This window comes from Streptomyces sp. NPDC043738, assembly GCF_056436545.1.
This window is the reverse complement of sequence record NZ_JBWKCJ010000049.1, coordinates 1-21,142: the sequence shown is the minus strand read 5'-3', so window position 1 is coordinate 21,142 and position 21,142 is coordinate 1. Positions and strand designations below refer to the sequence as shown.

The 21,142-nt window shown below is 71.6% G+C and carries 19 protein-coding genes; 8 read left to right on the top strand and 11 right to left on the bottom strand.

Annotated elements, in window-relative coordinates:
* The first annotated feature begins 440 nt into the window (after window positions 1-440).
* Complete coding sequence (locus AC0680_RS36570) at window positions 441-1,037, top strand: isochorismatase family protein (protein WP_478637349.1); 597 nt, start codon at window positions 441-443, stop codon at window positions 1,035-1,037.
* A gap of 95 nt (window positions 1,038-1,132) precedes the next feature.
* Here the strand turns inward: AC0680_RS36570 and AC0680_RS36565 are convergent, their stop codons facing one another.
* The gene (locus AC0680_RS36565) at window positions 1,133-1,519 is read right to left on the bottom strand and encodes a hypothetical protein (RefSeq protein ID WP_478637358.1); all 387 of its coding nucleotides are present in this window, start codon (window positions 1,517-1,519) and stop codon (window positions 1,133-1,135) included.
* Between the two features lie 123 nt (window positions 1,520-1,642).
* A complete protein-coding gene (locus AC0680_RS36560) occupies window positions 1,643-4,033 on the bottom strand; it encodes an immune inhibitor A domain-containing protein (RefSeq protein ID WP_478637348.1) in 2,391 nt (796 codons plus the stop codon).
* 387 nt (window positions 4,034-4,420) lie between these two features.
* On the opposite strand from AC0680_RS36560, the gene AC0680_RS36555 reads away from it, so the two are divergent.
* A complete protein-coding gene (locus tag AC0680_RS36555) occupies window positions 4,421-4,756 on the top strand; it encodes a hypothetical protein (protein WP_478637347.1) in 336 nt (111 codons plus the stop codon).
* Between the two features lie 69 nt (window positions 4,757-4,825).
* Here AC0680_RS36555 and AC0680_RS36550 read toward each other — a convergent pair whose 3' ends face one another.
* Together AC0680_RS36550 and AC0680_RS36545 are read right to left on the bottom strand one after the other, a co-directional pair.
* Window positions 4,826-5,542 (bottom strand): RDD family protein, encoded by a 717-nt coding sequence (locus AC0680_RS36550; RefSeq protein ID WP_478637346.1) that lies wholly within the window; start codon window positions 5,540-5,542, stop codon window positions 4,826-4,828.
* 164 nt (window positions 5,543-5,706) lie between these two features.
* Window positions 5,707-7,221 carry an RDD family protein gene (locus AC0680_RS36545; protein WP_478637345.1) on the bottom strand — a complete coding sequence of 505 codons (1,515 nt, stop codon included), beginning with the start codon at window positions 7,219-7,221 and terminating at the stop codon, window positions 5,707-5,709.
* A gap of 238 nt (window positions 7,222-7,459) precedes the next feature.
* Here AC0680_RS36545 and AC0680_RS36540 point away from each other — a divergent pair, with 238 nt between their 5' ends.
* Window positions 7,460-7,936 (top strand): SsgA family sporulation/cell division regulator, encoded by a 477-nt coding sequence (locus tag AC0680_RS36540; protein WP_478637344.1) that lies wholly within the window; start codon window positions 7,460-7,462, stop codon window positions 7,934-7,936.
* Between the two features lie 137 nt (window positions 7,937-8,073).
* Here the strand turns inward: AC0680_RS36540 and AC0680_RS36535 are convergent, their stop codons facing one another.
* The 4 genes from AC0680_RS36535 to hppD form a co-directional block, all read right to left on the bottom strand.
* Complete coding sequence (locus AC0680_RS36535) at window positions 8,074-9,519, bottom strand: dihydrolipoyl dehydrogenase family protein (protein WP_478637342.1); 1,446 nt, start codon at window positions 9,517-9,519, stop codon at window positions 8,074-8,076.
* Between the two features lie 85 nt (window positions 9,520-9,604).
* Window positions 9,605-9,895: a ribosomal protein L7/L12 gene (locus AC0680_RS36530; RefSeq protein WP_384440637.1), complete on the bottom strand. Its 291-nt coding sequence runs from the start codon at window positions 9,893-9,895 to the stop codon at window positions 9,605-9,607.
* Window positions 9,896-9,992: 97 nt separating this feature from the next.
* On the bottom strand, window positions 9,993-11,357 hold the full coding sequence (locus AC0680_RS36525; protein WP_478637341.1) for an FAD-binding oxidoreductase: 1,365 nt from the start codon (window positions 11,355-11,357) through the stop codon (window positions 9,993-9,995).
* Window positions 11,358-11,485: 128 nt separating this feature from the next.
* The gene (gene hppD / locus AC0680_RS36520) at window positions 11,486-12,643 is read right to left on the bottom strand and encodes a 4-hydroxyphenylpyruvate dioxygenase (protein ID WP_478637339.1); all 1,158 of its coding nucleotides are present in this window, start codon (window positions 12,641-12,643) and stop codon (window positions 11,486-11,488) included.
* Window positions 12,644-12,772: 129 nt separating this feature from the next.
* On the opposite strand from hppD, the gene AC0680_RS36515 reads away from it, so the two are divergent.
* From AC0680_RS36515 to AC0680_RS36495, 5 genes are all read left to right on the top strand, one after another.
* Window positions 12,773-13,240, top strand: coding sequence for an Lrp/AsnC family transcriptional regulator (locus AC0680_RS36515; protein ID WP_384440628.1), 468 nt, complete (start codon window positions 12,773-12,775; stop codon window positions 13,238-13,240).
* A 20-nt stretch (window positions 13,241-13,260) separates the two neighbouring features.
* A complete protein-coding gene (locus tag AC0680_RS36510; RefSeq protein WP_478637337.1) occupies window positions 13,261-13,908 on the top strand; it encodes an ABC transporter permease in 648 nt (215 codons plus the stop codon).
* Window positions 13,901-15,184 carry a betaine/proline/choline family ABC transporter ATP-binding protein gene (locus tag AC0680_RS36505; protein ID WP_478637336.1) on the top strand — a complete coding sequence of 428 codons (1,284 nt, stop codon included), beginning with the start codon at window positions 13,901-13,903 and terminating at the stop codon, window positions 15,182-15,184. The genes AC0680_RS36510 and AC0680_RS36505 overlap by 8 nt, the downstream gene beginning before the upstream one ends.
* Before the next feature lie 83 nt (window positions 15,185-15,267).
* The gene (locus AC0680_RS36500; protein WP_478637357.1) at window positions 15,268-16,065 is read left to right on the top strand and encodes an ABC transporter permease; all 798 of its coding nucleotides are present in this window, start codon (window positions 15,268-15,270) and stop codon (window positions 16,063-16,065) included.
* Entirely contained in the window at window positions 16,062-17,057 is a 996-nt protein-coding gene (locus tag AC0680_RS36495) for a glycine betaine ABC transporter substrate-binding protein (protein ID WP_478637334.1), read from the top strand. Before AC0680_RS36500 ends, AC0680_RS36495 begins: the two co-directional genes overlap by 4 nt.
* Window positions 17,058-17,073: 16 nt before the next feature.
* On the opposite strand, the gene AC0680_RS36490 is transcribed toward AC0680_RS36495, so the two are convergent.
* The 3 genes from AC0680_RS36490 to AC0680_RS36480 form a co-directional block, all read right to left on the bottom strand.
* The gene (locus AC0680_RS36490; protein ID WP_478637333.1) at window positions 17,074-17,853 is read right to left on the bottom strand and encodes a S16 family serine protease; all 780 of its coding nucleotides are present in this window, start codon (window positions 17,851-17,853) and stop codon (window positions 17,074-17,076) included.
* Window positions 17,854-17,995: 142 nt separating this feature from the next.
* On the bottom strand, window positions 17,996-18,637 hold the full coding sequence (locus tag AC0680_RS36485) for an IclR family transcriptional regulator (RefSeq protein ID WP_399146955.1): 642 nt from the start codon (window positions 18,635-18,637) through the stop codon (window positions 17,996-17,998).
* 334 nt (window positions 18,638-18,971) lie between these two features.
* Window positions 18,972-20,768 (bottom strand): DEAD/DEAH box helicase, encoded by a 1,797-nt coding sequence (locus AC0680_RS36480; RefSeq protein ID WP_384440612.1) that lies wholly within the window; start codon window positions 20,766-20,768, stop codon window positions 18,972-18,974.
* Between the last annotated feature and the right edge of the window lie 374 nt (window positions 20,769-21,142).

The window sequence follows — 21,142 nt, the reverse complement described above, 5'->3', positions numbered from 1 at the left end:
CCAGGCCGCCCGGTACCTGTAGGGCCACCAGGCCGCCTGGCACCTGTACGGCCACCAGGCGGCGGCCCGGCACCTGCAGGGCCATCAGGCCGCCCGGTGTGCGCAGGACCGCCAGGCCGTCCGGCCGACAGGCCTACCGGGATACCGGGGATACCGGGGATACCGGGATACCGGGATACGCCTGGCGTGACAGGGGTTACGGGGGTGGGGGTGCGCCTGGCGCGACTTCGCCTGGGTGCCGCGCCGCCTCCTTAATCCGGCAACGATTACAGAGAGTGACTAGTTCCCTTGAATTTATCACACGATGTAACGCGAAGGGAGGGTGCGGGCACGGGGACGAGTTCGGTCATCCACTCCCGCAATCACCCTCAAGTGGCTACCCTCGGTCACACCATCACTTCGCGCCCCTCCCCCCAACTCCCAGCCGGAAGGCACGCACCATGCATCGGGCACTGATCGTCGTTGACGTGCAGAACGACTTCTGCGAGGGCGGCAGCCTCGCGGTGGCGGGAGGTGCGGATGTCGCGGCGGCCATCACCGACCTGATCGGCCAGGCGGCAGGCGGCGGCTACCGCCACGTCGTGGCCACCCGGGACCACCACATAGACCCGGGCGACCACTTCTCCGACCACCCCGACTTCGAGCACTCCTGGCCGCCGCACTGCGTCGCCGGCACCGAAGGCAGCAGCTTCCACCCCAATTTCGCCCCGGCCCTCGCTTCCGGCGCGATCGACGCGGTCTTCGACAAGGGCGCCTACGAGGCCGCGTACAGCGGCTTCGAGGGGACGGACGAGGACGGCACCCCGCTCGCGGACTGGCTGCGCGAGCGGGACGTCACCGAGGTCGATGTGGTCGGCATCGCCACCGACCACTGCGTACGGGCCACCGCCCTCGACGCGCTGCGGGCCGGGCTGCGCACCCACGTCCTGCTGGATCTGACGGCCGGCGTCCTCGCGCACACCACCGAGCGGGCCGTCGAGGAGCTGCGGGCCGCGGGCGCCGAGCTGACCGGCAAGCCGGTCGTCGCCCATCAGTAGGCAGTGAGCGGTCAGCGGCAACCAGGTCGACGGTGACCGGTGAGTCCGCTGACGCGGGCCGAGGGTGCGCCCTCGGCCCGCTTCCGCCGCGGCCCTTACGCGGCCTGCCCGCTGCCCGCCGGCCCGGTGGCCGAGGGGGGCGCCGCCGGAGCGGCCCGGGGCCGCCACAGGGCCCGTATGGGGTGCCAGGACTCCGTGTCGTCGCCCGGGGCCTCGCGCCAGACCAGGCCGTCGGGGTGGTGGAGCACGGCCGTGACCTCGTCCGGGGTGGGCGGCTCGGTGTTGCCGCGGAGGTAGACGGCGCGCAGACCGAGGTTGCGCAGCCTGGTCAGGGCGCGCTGGCGGTTCACCGCATGGACCAGGACCCGGACCCGGCACCCGCAGTCGTACGGGCCGGACCGCGCCCCGTGGGGCGGTCTGGGCAGCGACAGGGCGACCACCACGCTTCCGCCGGGAAGCCTGATGAAGCCGCCACCGGACATGGACATATCTCCCCCGTGAGACTCGGCGTCAACAAGGAACTGCAGGACGCATCTAAACGCGAATCGGCCGTCGCCCGCTAGTGGGCGACGGCCGATTCGGCTCTGACCTGCGACTTTTATCTTTTACTTACCTGCGCGGCTCACCTGGACCGTCACCGTGGAGCCATCACTGGCCTCCTTGGTGATCTTGATCCGGGTGTTGGTGTCAGGAACGATCACACCGCCGGTCGGGTTCGCCTTGTCGTAGTAGACGCCGTGCCGGTCGTCGAAGAGCGTCACCCCGCGCTTGGACTTGATCGTGACCGGCTTGCCGTCCTTGTGGAGGGTGAGCGCGTCGGTCCGGTAGCGGGTGAAGGTCGAGTCGTAGGACTGGAAGCGGTTGCGCATCAGCTTGCCGTCGGCCCAGCGCTCGGCCTTGGGGTGGGCGTCGACCGGGAGGATCTGCCCGTAGCCGGGGTGCTGGCCGACGTTGTTGTCGGGCTGCGAGGTGTCCCACAGCCAGATCAGCACGCCGTTCTGGTACGGGAAGTGCTCCACCCAGCCCGGCTTGTCGGTGGTCCAGCCGAAGTTGTACGGGCCGACCTTGAGGGTCTTGTCGTACGACACGTACTGGCGGTTCTCGGCGATGTAGTACTGCGGGTAGTCCTTGGTGAAGGACGCGCCGATCCGCGAGAAGCCCTTGCTGGTCCAGCCGTTGTCGTCGCCCTCGGCGTTGTCGCTGAACAGCGGCTTGCCGTCGGCGACGACGCCGATGGTGTCGGCCGCGAAGCCCTTCTGGGCCGCGCCGCCGTCGGTCTGGTAGCGGAAGCGCAGGTCGATCTTCTTGCCCGCGTAGGCGTCGAGCGGGTAGACGAGGTCCTGGTAGGCGGTGACGCTGCCGGTCAGTGCGGGCTTGTCGCTGCCGTCGCGCGGGATGGCCTTGCCGCCCGCGGTGCCGTCCAGGGCCGTCCAGTTGCTGCCGCCGTCGGTGGAGACCTCGGCGTAGAGGTAGTCGTAGTCCTTCTCGATGTCCCACCAGCCCTTGAGCGTCAGCGACGCCTTGGCCTTACCGGTGAGGTCCACCGGCCGGGACAGGGTGTTCTTCAGGTCGTTGCCCATGTCGCTCCACCACTGCTTGGAGCCTTCCGCGGGCGCGACGATGTCGGTCTTGACCGCCTTGGCGGGCAGTTCGACGACCACCGCCTGCTTGTTCTTGGTGTTGTACTCGGCGACGCCCAGCTTGTGGGTGGAGCTGGTGGCGGCCTTCGCCTTGCCGTAGTTGAGCCAGCCCAGCTGCAGCTTGTCCCAGGCGCTCATGTCGCCGGGCAGGTCGCCGATGGAGTCCTTGCCGGTGCCGAGCCAGGAGCCGGCCGACATCAGCGACCAGAAGTCCACCGAGGACTCGCCGGTGCCGGTGGTGTCGTACTCGTCCGGCAGGCCCAGGTCGTGGCCGTACTCGTGGGCGAAGACGCCGAGCCCGCCGTTCTCCGGCTGCATCGTGTAGTCGCCGACCCAGATGCCGGTGTCGGCGATCTGGGTGCCGCCGGCCTTGTTGCCCTCGGGGCCGGTCTTGCCGGCGTCGGTGCCGTACGCGTACCAGCGGTGCGCCCAGATGGCGTTGGTCTTCTGGACGCCGCCGCCCGCGGACTCGTCCTCGCCGGCGTGCACGATCTGGAAGTGGTCGAGGTAGCCGTCGGGCTCGTTGAAGTTGCCGTCGCCGTCGTGGTCGTAGCGGTCCCACTGGTCGTACTTGGCGAGGTCGGCCTTGATCTGGGCGTCGGTGCGGCCGGCCGCCTTCTGGTTCGCGGCCCACTGGTTGACGCCGTCGCGGATCAGGTCCCAGGCGCTGGCGCAGTTGGTCTGGCCGCAGTAGTTGGAGCCGTAGCGGGCCTCGTTGTAGTCGACCTTGACCCAGTCGGAGACCTCGCCGTCGACGGAGTAGCGGCCCGAGGACTGCTTCTCGTAGTACTTGGCCAGCGACTGCTTCTTCTTGTCGTGCGAGAAGTACAGGTCCTGGAAGTGCTGCTGGTTGTAGTCCTTCTGCCAGGCCGTGCTGTTGTCCTTGGCACGGTCCGGCTCGGCTATCTGGTTGTGCGCGGGGCCCGGGTCGCCGCCGTACTTCTTCACCGGAGGCTTGGGTCCGTCGCCGTCCGGGTCGAACATCGTGGTGTCGTCGACCTTGTCGCCGAAGTCCACGAGGATGGTGAAGATCTTGTCGGTCTTCTCCCGGGCCAGCTCGACGTACTTGCTCCTGCCGAGCTTGACGACCTGGGAGCCGTCGCGCTCGGTGGCCTTGGCGTCGCCGGAGATGACCTGCTGCAGTGCTTCCTTGCGCGCGGCCTCCTGCTTGTCGCTGAACGGCCCCTTGAGGTCGTGGTCCACGGTCCGCTCGGGCGCCGGGTCATGGCGCTTGGCGACGGACGACGGCCCCTGGGGGTCGGCGGTGGCCACCCCCGACGACAGAGCGGCCGCCCCGATCACGGCGATCGCCGTGGCCAGAGCGGCCGGTCTGAACACCTTTCTGTGGTCTCTCACTTGGCGCTGTCCTCCCCTAGACGCGGTCGTTGTTTGGAGGGCATTCGACCGGAAGTACGGGGGAAAAGACAGGTCTTGACTTGGCCACGTCAGGCCAGTACGTTAACCGGTTCGCGCGTGGCGGCTATCGGACACCGGTCGATGACGGCAATACGGGTGGGCAGGGGCCGGGCGTATATGCCCACCGGACATGCGCCCCCACCCCGAACAGCCATGACACACCCAGGTGTTCGAACGGGCGGTGCCGTGTGCGCCCCCTGCGCCTCCGCCCGTGGGTTAGGTCACGCTTACTTGGCGTTCCGCTCGGGCAGTAAGGACCGTAGGCTCGTGTGATGGCGCGCCCTTGACCGACACCCCCCTGCCGACCCCCCGAGGACGGATTCCGCCATGCCTCGTCCGACCGCCACCCAGCTCGCCTACGGTTCGGCCACCGTCTTTCTCTCCACCCTCGCGATGCTGCTGCTCTCCCAGACGGAGACCGGGATCGGGGTCGCGGTCATCGCCATCGCCGGGCTCGGGCTCGGCCTGCTCGTCGCCATGACGGCACCGATTCCGGGGGTGTCGCGGGTGGTCCGGCGGCATGCCGTACGGGCCAAGTCGCCCGCCGCGCCCGGGGAGTTGCAGCCCGTGCCGACGCAGGCGCCGTCGCCGTACGGCGGGGTGCCGCGGGCCCGGGTCGCCTCGGCGGCCGGCGCCGCGGAGGCCGGCGAGCACGCGCGCTGAAGCCGGCGGCCGTACGGGCGAGCGGGGCCGGTCCGGTGAATCGGGCCATGCGGGCCCGTCGTCTCGTCGCTAGGCGGTGTCCGTCTCCGTGGACACCACGACGGTCTTCGCGGCCTTGTCGTGCAGGCACTGCTGATACGGCTTGTCCCAGGTGCACCACAGGACGTTGACCAGCCAGAAGACGAAGCCGCAGCACGGCACGATCTCGGGCAGGGTGTAGACCGCGGCGCGGATCCAGGCGGCCTGGGCGGTCGGGATCGAGCCGTTCGCGAGCATCGCCACCCGGATCTTCATCGCCATCTTGCCGACGGTCTGTCCGCGGCTGGACAGCATCAGCCCCTCGTAGACGAGGTAGGCCAGCATCGTGACGCCCGACACCGTCGACTGCTTGCTGGCCTGCACGTTGCTGGTGCTGAAGTAGTCCACGCCGCCGACGATCACGGTCATGATCAGGGACACCGGCACACCGATCAGGATCGCGTCGATGATGCGCGCCACCAGCCGCCGGCCGCGGTTGGCCAGCGGCGGCATCCCGGCCAGCGGATCGGCCGCCCCGTACTGCCCGCCGTAGGGGTCGCCGGCGTACGGGCCGCCCCCGTACGGCGCCCCTCCCGGCGGAGGCGGCGGCGGAGGCGGCGGCGGAGGCGGCGGCGGAGGCGGCGCCCCTCCCGGAGGCGGCGGAGGTGGCGGGCCGCCCGGAGGCGGTGAGCCTTCGCCACCGCCCGTGCCGCCGCCCCGCGGTGAGCCGTTGCCGGGTGAGCCGTTGCCGGGCTGCTCGGTACTCATGGCCCGAGTCGACCCCTTGTGGGGGCGGACCGCATCCGGCGAAGTCCGTTCGGGCTACCGGGGCGGTCCCGGCGGGTGCTCCGCCCGCCGGGACGGGCGGCCGGTCGGCCGCGGCGGACGCGGCGGACGCGGCGGACGCGGCGGACGCGGCGGACGCGGCAGGCTCAGTCGGACGCGACGAAGGTGCGCGCCAGCTTGTCGTGCCAGCACTGCCGCCACGGCTGGTCGAAGACGCACCACAGCACGTTCACCACGCCGACGGCCAGCACGCCGAGCACGCTGTAGACGAACCAGCGCTTGAGGGCGGCGCCCAGCGTCGGGGTGTCGTGGCTCTCGATGTCGATGACCCGTACGCCGCACAGCTTCTTGCCCAGGGTGCGGCCCCACTTGAGGGTCGGCAGCGCCTCGTAGAGCGCACCGCCGATCAGCAGGACGGCCAGGATCGTGGCGAAGACCGGGGCGGTGGTGCCGTCGACCAGGTAGACCGTCACCTGGCGGCCGGACTGCTTGGCCGCCTCGACCTTGGCGTCGATGTGGTCGGTGACGGTGCCCCACATGGGGACGGCCACGGCGGCGGTGATCGCGCCCAGCACCAGGGTGTCGATCAGCCGGGCCGCCAGCCTGCGGCCGAGCCCGGCCGGGTGTCCCTGGGCGGCCTGCGCGGCGGCGAAGAAGGGGTCGGAGTCGGTCGGTGGCTTCCAGGGGATGACGCCCTCGGCGCCGGCGCCCTGCGCGGGGAGTCCTGGCGAGGGCGCGGGTGCCTGCCGGCCGGGGTGTTGCTGCGCCGGGTTCTGCTGGGCCGGGTTCTGCTGGGCCGGGTTCTGCTGGGCGGGGGCCTGGTGCTGAGGGGCCGCAGCGCCCTGCTGGTGGCCGCCGACGGACGGCAGCGACTGCGGGGCGCCGCCGCCGGGCGCGGCTGACTGCTGCCGCCCGGCGCCCGCGACGCGGATCGCCATGGTCTCGTTGGCCTTGGCGGGCTGGGCGGGCTCCGAAGGCTGTGCGGTATGGGGCCGTACCGCGCGGATCGCCGTGGTGCCCTGGTCGCCGGAGGCCGGGCCGCGGCGGGCCGCGGGGTTGACGGCGCGGATGGTGACCGTCCCGTCGGCCGGGGCCTCGGGCGGGCGCGACGCGGGGCCGGCGGACGAGGGCGTGCCGGGCCCCTCGCCCGCCGCGGCCCCGTCACCGCTCTGCTCGTCGCGCTGCGGCGGCACGGTGCCCCAGGCGGCGGCGCCCGAGGGGGTGCCCGAGGGCGCCTGGTCCGGCGAGCCCCAGGAGACCCGGCGGTCGGCCTCGCCGCCGAAGCCGCTCTGCCGGGAGGCGTCGGCCTGCCAGGCGGAGGCCGGTTCGGGGCTGGTGCCGTGCAGCCGGGCCGGGTCGTCCCAGCTCGCGGCGGCGGGTGTGGCTCCGGCCTCGCCGCCGCGCACCGCGGGGAGCCCGGTGTCGCCGGCCGCCTCCTCGTCGAGGAAGACCGGACCGGTCTCCTCGACGGTGGCGGGGGCCGGCGGCGCCGCGCCGGGCGGCGGCGCGGGCATGGCCTCGCCTTCGGCGGGGGCGGGCCGGCTGGTGCCCGGCACCCATGCGGCACCGTTCCAGTACCGGATGTAGCCGGGGATGGACGGGTCCGGGTAGAAGCCTGGCGTGGGGCTGCCGCCGGCGGATCCTGAGGTAGGGGCGCTCATGTCCGAAGTCCCGTATCTGTACTCGGCCTGGTGGGTGTGGGCAGCAGTCTGCCGCAACGCGGCGTCCACATCTATCAGACCGCGGGTCACATCGGTGCTCCCGCCCGCCACGACCACCTGGAAGAGGTTTCGGAAAAAAGTTGTACGAAGTCGTGTAAGGGTCCGGCGTCCGGCGCCTCTCTCCTTGTGTGCGGGCCCGTCCCAGGCCCGCACGGACGACACGAGAGAGGCGGACCTCATGCACACCGTGGTGGAACGAGAGCTGGAACTGGGCCTGGTCCTGTCGCCGGAGCGCAGCATTCCGGTACCGGCCCGGCTGGCGTACCGGACGGACGACCCCTACGCCGTCCATGTCACCTTCCACGTGGGTTCGGACGCGCCCGTCAACTGGACGTTCGCCCGTGAACTGCTCGTCGAGGGCGTGTTCCGGCCGTGCGGCCAGGGCGATGTGCGGGTGTGGCCCACGAAGGTGGACGGCCGCAGCCTGGTCTGTATGGCGCTGAACTCGCCGGACGGCGAGGCGCTGCTTCAGGCGCCGGCCGCGGCGGTCTCGGCGTGGCTGGAGCGCACCTTGCGGGTGGTCCCGCCGGGGAGCGAGCAGGCGCACCTGGGCCTGGACAAAGGGCTGAGCGAGCTGCTGGCGCTGACGTCGCGGGACGATCAGTGGCCGGGCGGCACCTGGCCCTCGGACGAGTCGCCGGAGACCGGGGCGTAACGGGTGTCCGGGAGACGCTGTGGGAGTGCGCGATGAGGGCGTGTCCGGTGGGCGGGGGCCGCTCGGGCCCCCGCCCACCGACGAGGGGCGGGGGCCTGGTCGAGGCGGGGGACTGCGCCGGGCCGCACGGCCGGGGGTCAGCCGCGGTAGGACTCCAGCAGCCGCAGCCACACCTCGCTGATCGTCGGGTAGGCCGGTACCGCGTGCCAGAGCCGTTCGAGGGGGACCTCGCCGGCCACCGCGACCGTCGCGGAGTGCAGCAGCTCGCCGACGCCGGGGCCGACGAAGGTGGCGCCGAGCAGCACCTCGCGGTCCAGGTCGACGACCATGCGGGCGCGGCCGCGGTAGCCGTCGGCGTACAGGGAGGCGCCGGCCACCGCCGCCAGGTCCTGGTCGACCACCCGGATCCGGTGCCCGGCCCGCTCCGCGGCGGCGGCGGTCAGACCCACCGACGCGGCCTCGGGGTCGCTGAAGACGACCTGGGGGACGGCGAGGGTGTCCGCGGTGGCGGCGTGCGCGCCCCAGGGATCGGACTCCAGGATCGGTACGCCCCGGGCCCGCGCGGCGATCGCGGCGCCGGCGATCCGGGCCTGGTACTTGCCCTGGTGGGTCAGCAGGGCGCGGTGGTTGACGTCGCCGACGCCGTAGAGCCAGCCGCCGGTCACGCCCTTCACCCGGCAGCTGTCGTCGACCTCCAGCCAGGAGCCGGGCGTCAGGCCGACCGTCTCCAGGCCGATGTCGTCGGTGCGCGGGGCGCGGCCGGTGGCGATCAGCAGCTCATCGGCGATGATCTCGTCGCCGGAGTCCAGTTCGACGGTGACGGCGCCGCCCGGGGCCTCCCGGCGCACCTCGCGCACTTCGACGCCGGTGCGCAGGAACGCGCCCGCCTCGGCGAGCGATTCGGCGACGAGGTGGCCGGCGAAGGGCTCCATGCGGGGCAGCAGCCCGTCGCCGCGTACCAGGAGTGTCACCGAGGCGCCCAGGGCCCGCCAGGCGGTGGCCATCTCGACGCCCACCACGCCGCCCCCGACCACCACCAGCCGGCCCGGTACGGCCTTGGCGCTGGTGGCGTCGCGGCTGGTCCAGGGGCGGGCGGCGGCGAGTCCCGGGATGTCGGGCAGCACCGCGCGGCTGCCGGTGCACACCGCGACCGCGTGCCGTGCGGTGAGCACCCGGCCGCCGTCGACGACGACCCGGCGGGGCCCGGCCAGCCGGCCCTGTCCGCGGACCAGGTCGATGCCGACCGAGTCCAGCCAGCGGACCTGCCCGTCGTCCTTCCAGTAGGAGGTGAAGGCGTCGCGGTGGGCGAGGACGGCGGGTGCGTCCAGGGGGACGTCGGCGGCGTCCTTGAGGCCGGGTACCCGGCGTGCCTCGGAGCGGGCGGTGACCGGGCGCAGCAGGGCCTTGCTGGGCATGCAGGCCCAGTAGGAGCACTCGCCGCCGACCAGTTCGCTCTCGACGATCGCGGCGCTCAGTCCGGCGGCGTGCGCCCGGTCGGCGAGGTTCTCGCCGGTCGGTCCCGCCCCCAGCACGATGACGTCGTACTCCTCATCGGAGGCTCTCCTCGCTTCGGTCGCTGCCATCGGCTCTCGCTCCCTGGGGTGGGCAGAGGTGGCCCGGTGGACGGGCTCCGGCGGTCCTTTCGGCCATCCTCTGCCCAGGGGGCCGTCACCGCATCCGGCGTTCGACCTCTTCCTTGGCCTCGGCGAGGCCGGAGCCGGTCAGCTCGCGGTGCACCTTGATCGCCTGGATCTTCTTGCCCTGCGCCAGCAGGTCGTCGATCTGGGCCATCCGGGGGTCCTGGGGCTGCTCGACGCCGGCGTGGGCCAGCAGCAGGTCGACCTTCCGCTCCAGCCGTGCGAGGCGGCGGTCGAGGGTCTTGGAGCGGCGGTCGGTGGTGGCGGCCACCAGGGCGATGGCGAGGACGAGCAGGGCCAGTCCGGGGAGCGTGGAATCCATGCGGGGACTCTACGAGGTGGCAGGTGCGGGCGGCGGGCTCGGGGGCCGTGGACACGACAGGGGGTGCGCCCCCTGTCGTCCCTGCGACGCGGCGGGGTCAGAAGACCTTCCCTGGGTTCAGGATGCCGCGGGGGTCGAAGACTTGCTTGATCCCGCGGTGCAACTCCAGGCCGACGTCGCCCAGTTCGCGGGCGAGCCACTCCTTCTTCAGTATGCCGACGCCGTGTTCTCCGGTGATGGTGCCGCCGAGCGCGAGGCCGAGGGCCATGATCTCGTCGAAGGACTCGTGGGCACGGCGCTCCTCGTCCTGGTCGGCCGGGTCGAAGCAGACCAGGGGGTGGGTGTTGCCGTCGCCGGCGTGCGCGCAGACGCCGATGGTCAGGCCGTACTTCTCGGCGATGGCGGTGGTGCCTTCGAGCATGGCGGCGAGCTGGGAGCGCGGGACGCACACGTCGTCGATGAGCATGGCGGGCTTGATCCGCTCCAGGGCCGTGAAGGCGAGCCGGCGGGCCTGGAGCAGCAGTTCGGACTCGGCGGGGCCCTCGGCGGGGACGACCTGGGTGGCGCCGGCCTCCTCGCACAGGGCGCCGACGGCGGCGAGGTCGGCGGAGGGGTCGGGGCTGTCGAAGGCGGCCAGCAGCAGCACCTCGGTGGACTCCGGCAGGCCCATCTGCGCCATGTCGTTGACGGCGCGGACGCTGGTGCGGTCCATCAGCTCCAGGAGCGAGGGGGCGTGGCCGCGGGCCATGATCTCGCAGACGGCCCGGCCGGCCGCGGCCACGGAGGCGAACTCGGCGACGAGGGCGAGCTGTCGGGGCGGGTTGGGCTTGAGGGCGAGGGTGGCGCGTACGACGACGCCGAGGCTGCCTTCGGAGCCCACGAGGAGGCGGGTGAGGTCGTAGCCCGCGACTCCCTTGGCGGTGCGGCGGCCGGTCTTCAAAAGGCGGCCGTCGGCGAGGACGACGTCCAGGCCGAGGACGTACTCGGCGGTGACGCCGTACTTGACGCAGCACAGGCCGCCGGCGGCGGTGCCGATGTTCCCGCCGATGGTGCACGTCTCCCAACTGGAGGGGTCCGGCGGGTAGTAGAGGCCGTGCTCGTTGACCGCGCGGGAGAGTACGGCGTTGACGACGCCGGGTTCGACGACGGCGAGCCGGTCGACGGGGTTGATCTCCAGGATGCGGTCCATTTTCACCAGGGACAGCACGATGCAGCCGTCGGTGGCGTTGGCGGCACCGGACACTCCCGTGCGCGCGCCTTGCGGGACGACCGGGACGCCCAGCTCGGTCGCCGTCCGCATCACATGCTGGACGTGTGCGACGGTGCGGGGCAGCACGACGACCGCGGGGGCGCCCGCCGCGCAGAAGTTGGCCATGTCGCGGGCGTAGGAGCCGGTGACGTCCGGGTCGGTCAGGACGGCTTCCTCGGGGAGCCCGGCGCGCAGGTGTGCGATGAGGTCCATGCCTCAAGACTCCCACGAGGGGCCGGCGCGCAGTGCCGACTTCTGGGGGCGGAGGTCGGGTGACGGGCGGGCGGGCCGTACACGGAAGATCGCGTACGGCCCGCGCGGCGGCGTGCGAAGGGCGGGGGTCAGAGGTTGCCGCGGCGCTCCTGCTCGCGCTCGATCGCCTCGAACAGCGCCTTGAAGTTGCCCTTGCCGAAGCCCAGGGAGCCGTGCCGCTCGATCATCTCGAAGAAGACGGTCGGGCGGTCCTGGACCGGCTTGGTGAAGATCTGCAGCAGATAGCCGTCCTCGTCGCGGTCGGCGAGGATCTTCAGCTCGCGCAGTTCGTCGATCGGCACGCGGGTGTCGCCCACCCACTCGCCGAGGGTGTCGTAGTACGAGTCGGGTACGTCGAGGAACTCCACGCCCGCGGCGCGCATCTGACGCACGGTGGCGACGATGTCGTTGGTGGCCAGGGCGATGTGCTGCACGCCGGGGCCGCCGTAGAACTCCAGGTACTCGTCGATCTGCGACTTCTTCTTGGCGATCGCGGGCTCGTTGATCGGGAACTTGACCTTCTTGGTGCCGTCCGCGACGACCTTGGACATCAGCGCCGAGTACTCGGTGGCGATGTCGTCGCCGACGAACTCCTTCATGTTGGTGAAGCCCATGACCTTGTTGTAGAAGGCCACCCACTCGTTCATCCTGCCGAGCTCGACGTTGCCGACGCAGTGGTCGATGGCCTGGAAGAACCGCTTCGCCGGCGGCTCGACCACGGGCGGCGCGGCGACGAAGCCGGGCAGGTAGGGGCCGTCGTAGCCGGTGCGCTCGACGAGGGTGTGCCGGGTCTGGCCGTAGGTGGCGATGGCGGCCAGGACGACGGTGCCGTGGTCGTCCTTGAGTTCGTAGGGCTCCTCGAGGCCGGTGGCGCCGTGGGCGACGGCGTACTCGTAGGCGGCGCGGGCGTCGGGGACCTCGATGGCGAGGTCGACGACGCCGTCGCCGTGGGCGGCGACGTGGTCGGCGAGGAAGCGGCCGCGTTCGGTGGTGGGCTTGATGACGGAGGTGAAGACGAACCGGGCGCCGCCGGATTCGAGCACGTAGGTCGCGGTTTCACGGCTGCCGTGCTCCGGCCCGGAGTAGGCGACGCGCTTCATGCCGAAGGCGGTGGAGTAGTAGTGCGCGGCCTGCTTGGCGTTGCCGACGGCGAAGACGACCGCGTCCATCCCCTTGACCGGGAAGGGGTCCGCCTGCCGAGCCGTGCTGGGGGTGGTGGGCTGGGTGTGCATCGTGGTGTCTGCCATGGCCGCAGAGTCCCTCCGATCCACAAGATGCGCAATAGTTTCCGGATCTCCTGGGCATTATGTATAGCGAAGAGGCGGTTACTTCAGGCTATCTGTACATGATGACCATCGAAATCGAAGGAGTCGGCGATGGCGATCGATCATTTGGACGGGGCGCTGCTGGAGCTGCTGGCGAAGGAGCCGCGGATCGGGGTGCTGGAGGCGTCGCGGCGGCTGGGGGTGGCGCGCGGGACGGTCCAGGCCAGGCTCGACCGGCTTCAGTCGAATGGAGTGATCCGGGGCTTCGGGCCGGACGTGGACCCCGCCGCGCTGGGCTATCCCGTCACCGCGTTCGCGACCCTGGAGATCAAACAGGGGCAAGGAGGCGACGTACGGGCGCACTTGGCCACCGTTCCCGAGGTGCTGGAGCTGCATACAACGACGGGACATGGGGACATGCTCTGCAGGCTCGTCGCCCGCTCCAACGCCGATCTGCAGCGGGTGATCGACCGGGTCGTGGGCTTTGATGGCATTGTGCGGGCATCGACGGCGATCGTGATGGAGAACCCGGTTCCCTTGCGGATCATCCCGCTGGTGCAGCAGGCTTCGGGAGACTGACCGACCGAGGAGAGCGACGGGTGAGCTTCTGGGAGTACGTCGAAAACCGGCACGCCCAGCTGCTGATGGACACGTATCAGCACGCCAGCGCGGTCTTCCAGTGCATGGTGATCGCCACCGTGCTGGGGGTCCTCGTCGGGGTCGTGACCTACCGCAGCGAATGGGCGGGCAGCCTCGCCACGACCGCGACCGCCACCATCCTGACCATCCCGTCGCTGGCCATGATCGGCCTGCTGATCCCGCTGGTGGGCCTGGGCGTCGCCCCGACCGTCATCGCGCTGACCCTCTACGGGCTGCTGCCGGTGGTCCGCAACGCCATCGTCGGGCTGCGCGGGGTGGACCCGGCGCTGGTGGACGCGGCCAACGGCATCGGGATGTCGCGCACGGCCCGGCTCCTGCGGGTCGAACTGCCGCTGGCCTGGCCACCGATCCTCACCGGCATCCGGGTCGCCACCCAGATGCTGATGGGTATCGCCGCCATCGCCGCCTTCGCCTCCGGTCCCGGTCTGGGCAACGAGATCTTCCGCGGGATCGCCTCGCTGGGCAGCGCCAACTCCCTCAACCAGGTGCTCGCCGGCACCCTCGGGATCGCCGTCCTCGCCCTCCTCTTCGACGCCGTGTACGTCCTGATCGGACGCCTGACCATCTCCAGGGGGATCCGTGCCTGAGCCGACGGGCAAGCCGCACAGCGCCGCAGCCTCGGGCGCGAGCATCCAGCTGGAGAACCTGACGAAGGTCTATCCGGGCAACCCCAACCCGGCCGTGGACAACGTCAACATGGAGATCAAGGCCGGCGAGACGGTGATCTTCGTGGGGCCCTCGGGCTGCGGCAAGTCCACCACCCTGAAGATGATCAACCGGCTGATCGAGCCGACGTCCGGCCGGATCCGGATCGGCGACGAGGACGTCACCGGCATCGACCCGGTCAGGCTGCGCCGCAAGGTCGGCTACGCCATCCAGGCCTCCGGCCTCTTCCCGCACATGACGGTCGCCCAGAACATCGCCCTGGTCCCCAAGATGACCGGCTGGTCCAGGAGCCGGATCGCCGGCCGGGTCGAGGAGATGCTCGACCTGGTCGGCCTGGACCCCGGCGAGTTCCACGACCGCTACCCGCGCCAGCTCTCCGGCGGCCAGCAGCAGCGCGTCGGCGTGGCCCGGGCGCTCGCCGCCGACCCGCCCGTACTGCTGATGGACGAGCCCTTCGGCGCCGTCGACCCGATCACCCGCGACCACCTCCAGGACGAGCTGATCCGTCTCCAGCACGAGCTGCACAAGACCATCTGCTTCGTCACCCACGACTTCGACGAGGCCATCAAGCTCGGCGACCGCATCGCGGTGCTCCGCGAGCGCTCGCACATCGCCCAGTTCGACACCCCCGAGGCGATCCTGACCAACCCCGCCGACGACTTCGTCGCCGGCTTCGTGGGCGCGGGCGCGGCCCTCAAGCGGCTGAACCTGACCCGCGTACGGGACGTCGGCGTGGTCGACTTCCCCACCGCCGGGATCGACGATCCGCTGCAGTCCGTCGTCGACCTGCTGGGCGCCGGCGGTCACAACGAGCTGCTGCTGCTGGACCGCAACCGCCGCCCCTACAAGTGGCTGCGGCGCAGCGATCTGGCCCGTGCCCAGGGGTCGCTGGCGCGGGCCGGCACCCTGGTCGCCGACACCGTGACCCGGGACGCGACGCTGCGCGACGCCCTGGAGGCGGTGCTCACCGACAACGCGGGCCGGGTCGCGGTCACCGGGCGGCGCGGCGAGTTCATCGGGGTGGTCGACATGGAGACGCTGATGAACAACGTCCATGAGCTGCTGGAGGCGGACCGTCTGGAGGCCGCCGAGCAGCAGCACCGGCTCCAGGAGGAGCGCAGCCGCCGCACGCAGCAGGAGCAGGAGGGCCTGGGCGGCGCGGGCGGCGGCGAAGGCGCTGCCGGGAGCCGGGCGTGAGCGCCGGCGACGACGGCGGGGCGCGGCGGGACGGGCACCGGCCGAGCACCCATGAGGCCCTCGCCTTCCGCGACGACGTCGAGATGGAGCAGCGGGAGGTGGCGTCCGGTGAGGCGCCCACTCCCTCCGCCCCGCCCGGTGAGCGCCGGATCAGCTGGCAGAAGTGGACCTTCATGCCGGCCTTCCTGCTCGTCGCGCTGCTGGCCACCTGGCTGTGGTTCAGCGGCGCCGAGCTGGACTCCATCGCCCATCAGGCGGTGGACGACGGCAAGGTGTGGCTGGCGCTGCGCCAGCACATCGTGCTCACCGTGGTCTCCACGTTCTTCGTCCTGGTCATCGCGATCCCGCTGGGCATCGCGCTGACCCGGTCCCGGCTGCGCCGCGCCACCCCCTTCGCGATGGCGCTGGCCAACCTCGGCCAGGCCGTGCCCGCCCTGGGCCTTTTGATCCTGCTCGTCATCTGGCTGGGCATCGGCCCCCGCGCGGCGATCGTCGGCATGGTCCTCTACGCCGTGCTGCCGGTCCTGGCCAACACCATCGCGGGGCTGCGCGGCATCGACCCGACGCTGACCGAGGCGGCCCGGGGCATCGGCATGTCCGCCACCGGCGTACTGACCAAGGTCGAACTGCCGCTGGCCGTGCCGCTGATCCTGGCGGGCGTGCGGACCGCGCTGGTGCTGAACGTCGGCACCGCGACGCTGGCCACCTTCGGCGGGGGCGGCGGCCTGGGCGATCTGATCTCGGCGGGCATCGTCACCCAGCGGATGCCCGTACTCGTCCTCGGTTCGGTGCTGACCGTGGCGCTGGCCCTGCTCGTCGAGTGGCTGGCCTCGCTCGCCGAGCTGCTGCTGCGGCCGCGCGGCCTGGAGGTGGCCGCATGAGCGCCCGCCGGCGCCGGGCCGGCCGGCTCCTGTGTGCCGGGGCGCTGCTGGCGGCCCTGGCCCTCGGCGGCTGCGGGCTGGTCAGCGGCAGCGCGATGACCGACAACGTCCTGCCGGGCCCGCACGCCGGCTACCCGGACCGGCCGCTCACCGGGGCGCAGCTGACCGTGACGTCGAAGGAGTTCACCGAGCAGATCGTCCTCGGCCAGATCATGGGCCTGGTCTTCAAGGCGGCCGGCGCCAAGGTCATCGACAAGACCAGCATCCAGGGCTCGATCGGCGCGCGGGAGGCGGTCAAGTCCGGCACCGCGGACGCCGCGTACGAGTACACCGGCACCGGCTGGATCACCTACCTCGGCCACACCACGCCCGTCGTCGATCCGCACGAGCAGTGGCGGGTGGTCCGCGACGAGGAACGGAAGAACGGCGTCGTCTGGCTGCCGCCCTCGACGCTGAACAACACCTACGCGCTGGCGCTGAGCCCCGCCGACGCCGCGAAGTACGGCACCAAGACGCTCTCCGACCTGGGCGAACTGCTGAAGAAGGACCCCGGCGCGGTCACCTTGTGCGTGGAGAACGAGTTCGCCACCCGCAACGACGGGCTGCCCGGGATGACCCGGAAGTACGGCATGAGGATCCCGCCCTCCCAGGTGCGGCGGATGGCCGCCGGTGTCATCTACACCCAGATCCAGCAGGGCGGCAGCTGCACGTTCGGCGAGGTGTACACCACCGACGGCCGGATCAAGGCGATGAACCTGCGCCTGCTCGCCGACGACCGGCACTTCTTCCCCAACTACAACGCCGCCCCCGAGATCAACGCCGCGTCGCTGAAGAAGCACCCGGCCATGGCCGAGGTGCTGGCGCCGGTCACCAAGGCCCTGAACAACACCGTCGCCCAGGAGCTCAACCGCAGGGTCGACGTGGACGGCGAGGACCCGCACGAGGTCGCCAAGGACTGGCTGCTGCAGGAGGGGTTCATCAAGGAGGGGTAGTGGCGTGCTCCCCGGCTCAGCAGCTGGGGACGTCGCCCCCGGCCCGCAGCGCCTTCAGCGCGTCCACCGCGCCGTCGAGGGTGGTGACCGGGATCAGCCGCATCCCCTTCGGCAGCTCCGCCCGCGCGTCCGCGCACTCCTTGCGGGGCACCAGGAAGACCGAGGCGCCGTCGCGGTGCGCGGCCTGGGTCTTCAGCGGGACGCCGCCCACCGCCCCGACCTTGCCGCCGGCGGTGATCGTTCCCGTGCCGGCGATGGTCCGGCCACCGGTCAGATCATGGCCCGCGCCGTCCCCGTCGAGCTTGTCGACGATGCCGAGGGCGAACATCAGCCCGGCGCTGGGACCGCCGACGTCCGCGAGGCTCAGCTTGACCTTGACGTCCTTGGGCGACTTGCCCAGCTGGTCGAGCGCGGCGGCGGTGGCGGTGTCCTGCGAGTGCTCCATCTGCTCGGCGTTGTGCTCGGCGATCTCCTCGGTGCTGTCGCCCACCGGGTAGACCGCCTCCCGCGGCATCACGGCCTCGTCCGTACGGAACCAGGCCTTGGCGATGTCCGACAGATGGACCGAGGCTTCCGGGCCGGTGGCGACGATCGAGGTCATCCGCAGCTGCCCGCTCGTCCTGCGGGTCCCGGCACCGGTGACGGTGATCACCGGCTTGCCCTTGTCGTCGCCGAGGACGTTCGCCGTCATCCCCGGATACGCCACCGAGTACGGCAGCGGGGCGAGGATCGCGGTGACGACGAGGGCGAGGACAAGGGCGGTGCAGAGCGCCAGGGCGCGAGCGCGTGAGGACACTCCGCCACCCTAATTGACCCCCGCCCCACCAGGCCCTTATGGCGCTGCGGGCTCACCGCACGGCCACGGGGCCTTCACACTCCGTGGACGCGGGCGGATGCCCGGGGCCGCCGGCACGGTCACCGTGCGGGGGCCACCGGCCTCACCGCAGCGCCTCGGACACCTCCCGGGCCGCGTCGACCACCCGCGGGCCGATCCGTTCGGAGACGTTGTCCGCGAGCATCACCACGCCCACGCTCCCCTCGATCCCGCTCACCCCGAGCAGCGGCGCCGCCGCACCGCTGGCGCCGGCCTCCAACTCGCCGTGGGTCAGGGCGAGTCCGGCGTCCTGGAGCCGGCCCTGGCGGGCCTTGAGGATCGCCCGCCCGGCGGCCCCGCGGTCCAGCGGATGGCGGAAGCCGGCGCGGTAGGCGACGTGGTAGTCGGTCCAGGTCGGTTCGACGACGGCGACGGCCAGGGCCTCCGTGCCGTCGACCAGGGTGAGGTGCGCGGTGGCCCCCACGTCCTCGGCGAGTGAGCGCAGGGCGGGCAGCGCCGCCTCTCTGACCAGCGGATGCACCTGACGGCCCAGGCGCAGGACGCCCAGGCCCACCCGGGCCCGGCCGCCGATGTCGCGGCGCACCAGGGCGTGCTGCTCCAGTGTGGCCAGCAGGCGGTAGACCACGGTGCGGTTGACGCCGAGCTTGTTGGACAGCTCGGTGACGGTCAGCCCGTGGTCGGTGTCGGCGAGAAGTTTCAGGACGCGCAGTCCACGGTCGAGTGTCTGGGAGGTCTCTGCGGTCACGACGCCCCTCCTGGGTGAGTGGCGGCACTCGGACGCGTTGCGCTGCAGGTCCCGGAGCAGCGCGCGCAAGAGGCCGCCGGCCGCATGGCACCGGCTGCGCTCCGCGGCGGCGCTGCCACGGGGCGTGTGCGTGACCGGGACAGTAGCGAGCCAGTCCGGTCAGCGGAAGAGTCCGTCCAGAATCCGGGCTTCCACGCCAGGAATATCCCGATTAGCCCGCTCATGAGGGCGTGTTGTGCTTCAGCCTGGGCTGAAGGTCACGGGTCCGTCACGGCACAGGAAACGGGTGGCACCCCGCATCGGCGGAGCACCACCCGCTCGGCGGGGGACGCGCTCAGCGCATCCGCGTCGCCCACTCCCGTACCTTCTTGATCCGCTCGCCCAGCTGCCCGGCGGTGGCCTCCGCGCTCGGCGGGCCGCCGCACACCCGGCGCAGCTCGGTGTGGATCACACCGTGTGGTTTGCCGCTCTGGTGGACATACGCCCCCACCAGCGTGTTCAGCTGCTTCCTCAGCTCCAGCAGCTCCTTGTGGGTGACCACCGGACGCCGCTCGGCCGGGATCTCCAGCAGATCCGCCTCCGCGTCCGGCTTCTTCCTGCTGTGGGCGATCTGCCGGGCCTGCCGCTTCTGCAGCAGCATCTGCACCTGGTCGGGCTCCAGCAGCCCGGGGATGCCGAGGTAGTCCTGCTCCTCCTCGCTGCCCGCATGGGCCTGCATACCGAACTCGGCACCGTCGTAGAGGACCCGGTCGAAGACCGCCTCCGACTCCAGCGCCTCGAACGAGAACTGCTCCTGCTCCCCGGTGTCCTCGTCCTGCTCCTTGTTCGCCTCCTCCATCTCCTTCTCGGATTCGGCGTACGGGTCCTCCTCGCCGTCCTTCTTCGGCTTGTCGAGCACGTGATCGCGCTCGACCTCCATCTCGTTGGCGAAGCCGAGCAGCGTGGGAACGGTGGGCAGGAACACCGAGGCGGTCTCACCGCGCTTGCGGGAGCGGACGAAGCGCCCCACCGCCTGCGCGAAGAACAGCGGCGTGGAGATGGTGGTGGCGTACACCCCGACCGCCAGGCGCGGTACGTCGACGCCCTCCGACACCATTCGCACCGCCACCATCCAGCGGTCCTGCGAGTGCGAGAAGTCGTCGATGCGCTGCGAGGCACCGGAGTCGTCGGACAGCACGAGGGTGGCGCCCTGCCCGGTGATCTCCCGGATCAGCTTGGCGTACGCCCGCGCCTGCTCCTGGTCGGAGGCGATGACCAGCGCGCCGGCGTCCGGAATGGACTTGCGGACCTCGGTCAGCCGCTGGTCGGCGGCCCGCAGCACGTTGGGCATCCAGTCGCCGCGCGGATCCAGCGCGGTCCGCCAGGCCTGCGAGACCGCGTCCTTGGTCATCGGCTCGCCGAGCCGGGCCGCTATCTCGTCGCCGGCCTTGGTCCGCCAGCGCATGTTGCCGCTGTAGGAGAGGAAGATGACCGGCCGGACCACACCGTCGCCCAGCGCGTTGCCGTAGCCGTAGGTGTAGTCGGCGGCCGACCGCCGGATGCCGTCGTTGCCCTCCTCGTACGTGACGAAGGGGATCGGGTTGGTGTCGGAGCGGAAGGGCGTACCGGTCAGCGCCAGCCGCCGGGTGGCCGGCTCGAACGCCTCCAGGCACGCCTCGCCCCAGGACTTCGAGTCGCCGGCGTGATGGATCTCATCCAGGATCACCAGCGTCTTGCGCTGCTCGATGCGGTTGCGGTGCAGCATGGGCCGCACGCCCACACCCGCGTAGGTCACCGCGACGCCGTGGTACTCGCGGCCCAGCGGCCCGGCGCTGTACTCCGGGTCGAGCTTGATCCCCACCCGGGCCGCCGCCTCCGCCCACTGCTTCTTCAGGTGCTCCGTCGGCGCGACCACCGTGACCTGCTGCACGACGTGGTGGTGCAGCAGCCACGAGGCGAGGGTGAGCGCGAAGGTCGTCTTGCCGGCCCCGGGCGTCGCCACGGCGAGGAAGTCTCTGGGCTGGCTCTGGATGTAGCGGTCCATGGCCGCCTGCTGCCAGGCGCGCAGCTTGTTCGCGGTACCCCAAGGGGCCCGGCCGGGAAAGGCCGGGGACAGGTGATGGCTGTTGGTGGCGCTGGTGGTGGTAGTCACGGTCTCCGTCGGCTGGGTCGGCGGTCGGCAACCGCGCAAGCCTATCCGCTGCGCTTTGCTGCTTCCCACGTTGTCGGCTGCGGCCCCTTCGCTGCGCTTTGCTGGCTTCCCACGTTGTCGGCTTTCCCGCCGTGGGGGCTTCTCGCCGTTGCGCCTGTCCGCTGCGCTTGGCTTGCTTCCCACGTTGTCGGCTTTCCCGCCGTGGGAGTTTGTCGCCGTTGCGCCTGCGGCGGGCGGGGTCCGCTGCGCGGGGCTTTCGGGGGCCGGTGACGGGGGGGGGGGGGGGGGGGGGGGGGGGGGGGGGGGGGGGGGGGGGGGGGGGGGCAAAGGCGAACCACACGCCACACACAAAGCGACACCAACAACCCCACCCC